Source organism: Enhygromyxa salina (assembly GCF_000737335.2).
GTDB lineage: Bacteria > Myxococcota_A > Polyangia > Nannocystales > Nannocystaceae > Plesiocystis > Plesiocystis salina_C.
The window spans coordinates 1-4,107 of record NZ_JMCC02000224.1 but is presented as its reverse complement, the minus strand read 5'-3'; the positions used below and the strand labels follow the sequence as shown (position 1 = coordinate 4,107).

Below are 4,107 nucleotides of genomic sequence, written 5' to 3'. Positions count from 1 at the left end.
GACTGGCGCGGCAGCGACTGGCGCGGCAGCGACTGGCGCGGCCGGGCTGTCAGCGACCGGGCTGTCAGCGACCGGGCTGTCAGCGACCGGGCTGTCAGCGACCGGAGCGGCAGCGACCGGAGCGGCAGCGACCGGAGCGGCAGCGACCGGAGCGGCCGGGCTGGCCTGACTCGTGGGCGCGGCGGAGACGGGCGCGGCGGAGACGGGCGCGGCGGAGACGGGCGCGGCGGAGACGGACGCGTCGTCGTCGTCGTCATCCTCGTCGTCGTCGTAGTCATCATCATCGTCGTCGTCGTCGACGGCCACGCGGGTCGGCATGGTGGCCCGCAAGCCGAGCGGACGCGGCTCACTGGAGGCTTGCCCGCGCTTGCCACGGTTCTCGAAGCCGTCGTCGTCGCCGCCCTCATCGTTGGGCTTGACGTTGTCGGCGAGGTCCGGGAGCGCCTCGAGGTAAGCCTGATAATCTGCCTCGGACGCGTGACCGCGCTTGAGGTGTCGCTTGATCGTTCGGCTGTCGAAGTAGCGCTCAGGGTCGCGAATCGCCATGGTCGCGCCTTTTAGTCTCCGCCGCAGCTGATGTCAAAGTGCGCGCGCGTGGCTGGCGCAAAACTTGGAGCACGGGGGCCGGAATATGCTCTCGCGACTTGGGTTCGCGGCCACCGGGCATATACTCCTGCCCCGACCGCCTGCGATGGGCTCCACAGCGAGCACCGAGCAGGCGGCTCTGCGAACGGCGGGTCGACACCCGCGCACCGAGATCATGACTTCGGCATACGACATCCGCGTGAAAAACGAGCTGGTCGAGCGAGAAAGTGAGTTCGTCGACCGGCTCTTCTCTGAGGTCCAAAAGGTCATCGTTGGCCAGCGGGACATGGTGGAACGAGTGTTCATGGGGTTGATCTGCGGCGGCCACGTGCTGCTCGAGGGCGCCCCCGGGTTGGCCAAGACGCTGACCGTCAACACCCTCGCCCGCTGCATGCAGCTCGACTTCAAGCGGGTCCAGTTCACCCCCGATCTGCTGCCCTCCGACGTGCTCGGGACCGTCATCTACAACCACCAAAAGGGCGAGTTCACCAACAAGCAGGGGCCGATCTTCACCAACCTGCTGCTGGCCGACGAGATCAACCGCGCGCCAGCCAAAGTCCAGAGCGCGCTGCTCGAGGCCATGGCCGAGCGCAACGTCACGATCGGCGACACCACGTACCCGCTGGGCCGGCCGTTCTTGGTCCTGGCCACCCAAAACCCGATCGAGCAAGAGGGCACCTACAACCTGCCCGAGGCCCAGCTCGACCGCTTCATGTTCAAGATCCGGGTGTCCTACCCAAACCCCGAAGAGGAGCTCTCGATCATCGATCGGGTGGCGGTCCCCGGCGAGGTGCGGATCCCCAAGGTCGAGCCGATCATCACCGCCGAAGACATCGCCAACGTGGGGCGCGTGCTCGAGCAGATCATCGTCGAGCGCCCGGTCCGCGAGTACATCGTGTCGGTCGTCGGGGCCACGCGCGAGCCGGCTGGCGCCCAGCTCCCCGCTCTGACCCCCTTCATCGACTTTGGCGCCTCGCCGCGGGCCTCGATCGCGCTGTTCCAGGCCGCGCGCGCCCACGCGTTCTTGCGCCGCCGCGGGTACGTCTCCCCGGAGGACGTCAAGGCCGTGGCGCCCGACGTGCTGCGGCACCGCGTGATCCTTTCCTACGAGGCCGAGGCCGAGGGCAAGACGGTCGAAGAGATCGTCCGCGTGATCCTCGAGCACGTCCACGTGCCGTGAGCATCACCATGACAAGCCCCGGGCCAACGCAAGCCGAAGCGCGCGAAGCCACCACGGCTTTGTTGCGCGAGGTTCGGCGGATCGAGATCCAGACCTCGCGGCTGGTGGATCAGCACCTCTCGGGTTCGTACCAGTCGCTGTTCAAGGGCCGCGGCGTCGCGTTCTCGGAGGTCCGCGCCTACGAGCCCGGCGACGACATCCGCTCGATCGACTGGAACGTCACGGCCCGAACCGGCGAGGCCCACGTCAAGCTGTTCACCGAGGAGCGCGAGCTGACGGTCATGTTGCTGGTCGACATGTCAGCCAGCTTGGACCTTGGCTCGACTCACGCGGACAAGCGCAACTTGGTGGCCCGGCTCGCGGCGACCTTCGCGTTCTCGGCGATCCGCAACAATGATCGCGTGGGGCTGATCGGGTTCACGGATCGGGTCGAGGTGTTCGTCCCGCCCCGCAGCGGCCGCAAGCACGTGCTCGCGGTCGTGCAGCAGATCCTCACGCACCCCCCGGCCAGCCGCCAGACGGACCTGACGGTTGGGCTCGAGACCATGGCCCGGCTTGGGCGCCGCCACGCGGTGGTGATCCTGATCTCCGACTTTATTGACGCAGGCTTGGGGGACACGGGCCTCGCGGGCGTTGGCAACGCGGGCGCGGGCAAGCGCGCCGCCGCGTTCGAGCGCGCGCTCAAGCTGGTGCGGCGACGCAACGACATGATCCCGGTCCGCGTCGAAGATCCGATCGAGCTCGACCTGCCCAACCTCGGGCTGGTCTCGGTCGAGGATCTCGAGCTGCTCGAGCTTGGTGGCATCAGCGTCATCGATCTTGGCGGGCGTCGGGCCAAGCGCTACCGCGAGCAGGTCGCGCGCGAGCGCGAGGGGTTTGACAAGCTCATGAATCGGCTGCGGCTCGAGGCCATGACGATCCGCTGCGGCGAGAACTGGGAGAAGCCGATGGTTCGGTTCTTCGAGCGGCGCGCGAGGAGGATGCGGAAGTGACGTTGTCTCTCGTGTTCGCTCGGCTGCATGGCTCCCTCGTTGGGTCGATCTGCTGTGGGGGGTGGTCGTGATCGGGAAGGCACTGTTGGCGCTGGCGCTGGTGTTTGCGTCGCCCCCGGTGGACTCCGGGACCTCGGGCGGGACCTCGGGCGGCGCCGAGACCGGTGAGCCCGAGCTCGCGGCGCCTGCCCCAGCTGCCCCGCCGGCCGCGTCGCGCAAGCAGCCGGCGAGCAACGCGGAGGCGCCGATCACCGTGACCACCCGGCTGACGCCGGACCCCTCGCACATTGGGGATCTGCTGACCCTCGAGGTCATCGTCGCGTACCCGCGCGACCACGCGATCAACCTGCCCAACGGCCTGGACTTTGCCCCGCTCGAGCTGGTCTCGATCGTCGAGGGCGAGGTCGAGTCAACCGGCAACGATCTGCGCCAGCGCTTCACGATCACCTTGCAGCACTTCGACGTTGGCGACGCCGAGGTCCCCAGCTTCCCGGTCACGTGGATCGACCCCAACGACGCGGTCCACACCTACGCGGTGCCGCCCCACGTGTTCGTGGTCGAGAGCCTGCTGGTCAACGAGGCCGAGCCGCAGCTGCGCGGTGAAGACCCGATGATCTCGCTGGAGTACCCCAACGTCAGCCTGGCGGTGATCATCTACTCGGTGCTCGCGGGCGTGCTGCTGGCCAGCGTGCTCGCGGCGCTGTTCGTGATGTGGCGTCGGCGCGAGCGGCCGATCGTGCTGCCACCACCGGTCCCGCCCCACGAGCGCGCGCTCGCGGATCTGGTGACCCTGGCTGGCCAGCGCGAGGCGTTGATCGAGGCCGGCGCCTACCAGGACTACTACGTGCGGTTGACCGAGATCGCCAAGCGCTATCTTGGCGGACGGTTCGGGTTCGAGGCCCTGGATCGCACCACGGAAGAGATCCAAGATGCCATGCGGCGCGGCCAGCTGCGGGTCGATCCGCTGGATCCCAAGCAGGTGATGAACTTCTTGCAGGACTGTGACTTGGTCAAGTTCGCTCGCTTGTCGCCCGCGAACGACGAGGCCCGCGAGGCGCTGGAGGTCGTGCGCGACATGGTCGAGCGGAGCAAGCCGGCCGAGGGCGAAGCCGAGGGCGAGGTCGAGGGCAAGACCCCCGTGGCCGGCGCTGGGCCGGGGGCAGTCGCCGACAGCCTCCAGGATCCCGAGCGCGCCCGCGCCAGGCGGCCTGCGGATCCACAGCCAGGGATCGCCAGCGATGCCGGGGTCCCTGACTCGGGCACCACGGCGGCGGGCGAGCCAAGCGACCCGGCGGCGGGCGAGCCAAGCGACCCAGCGGCGACCGAGCCGAGCGACCCGACACCCGGCTC

The 4,107-nt window shown here is 68.7% G+C and carries 4 protein-coding genes; 3 read left to right on the top strand and 1 reads right to left on the bottom strand.

All coding sequences use genetic code 11. The annotated features are described in order from the left end of the window. The coding region (locus tag DB30_RS40260; protein WP_205633195.1) for a hypothetical protein at positions 1-546 on the bottom strand (546 nt) is incomplete at its 3' end. A gap of 214 nt (positions 547-760) precedes the next feature. Between DB30_RS40260 and DB30_RS40255 the strand changes: the two genes are divergently transcribed. From DB30_RS40255 to DB30_RS40245, 3 genes are all read left to right on the top strand, one after another. Further along, positions 761-1,765: an AAA family ATPase gene (locus tag DB30_RS40255; RefSeq protein ID WP_052559385.1), complete on the top strand. Its 1,005-nt coding sequence runs from the start codon at positions 761-763 to the stop codon at positions 1,763-1,765. An 8-nt stretch (positions 1,766-1,773) separates the two neighbouring features. Next, entirely contained in the window at positions 1,774-2,757 is a 984-nt protein-coding gene (locus DB30_RS40250) for a DUF58 domain-containing protein (RefSeq protein WP_146662876.1), read from the top strand. 67 nt (positions 2,758-2,824) lie between these two features. Further along, on the top strand, positions 2,825-4,107 hold a 1,283-nt coding region (locus DB30_RS40245), incomplete at its 3' end, for a hypothetical protein (protein WP_146662874.1).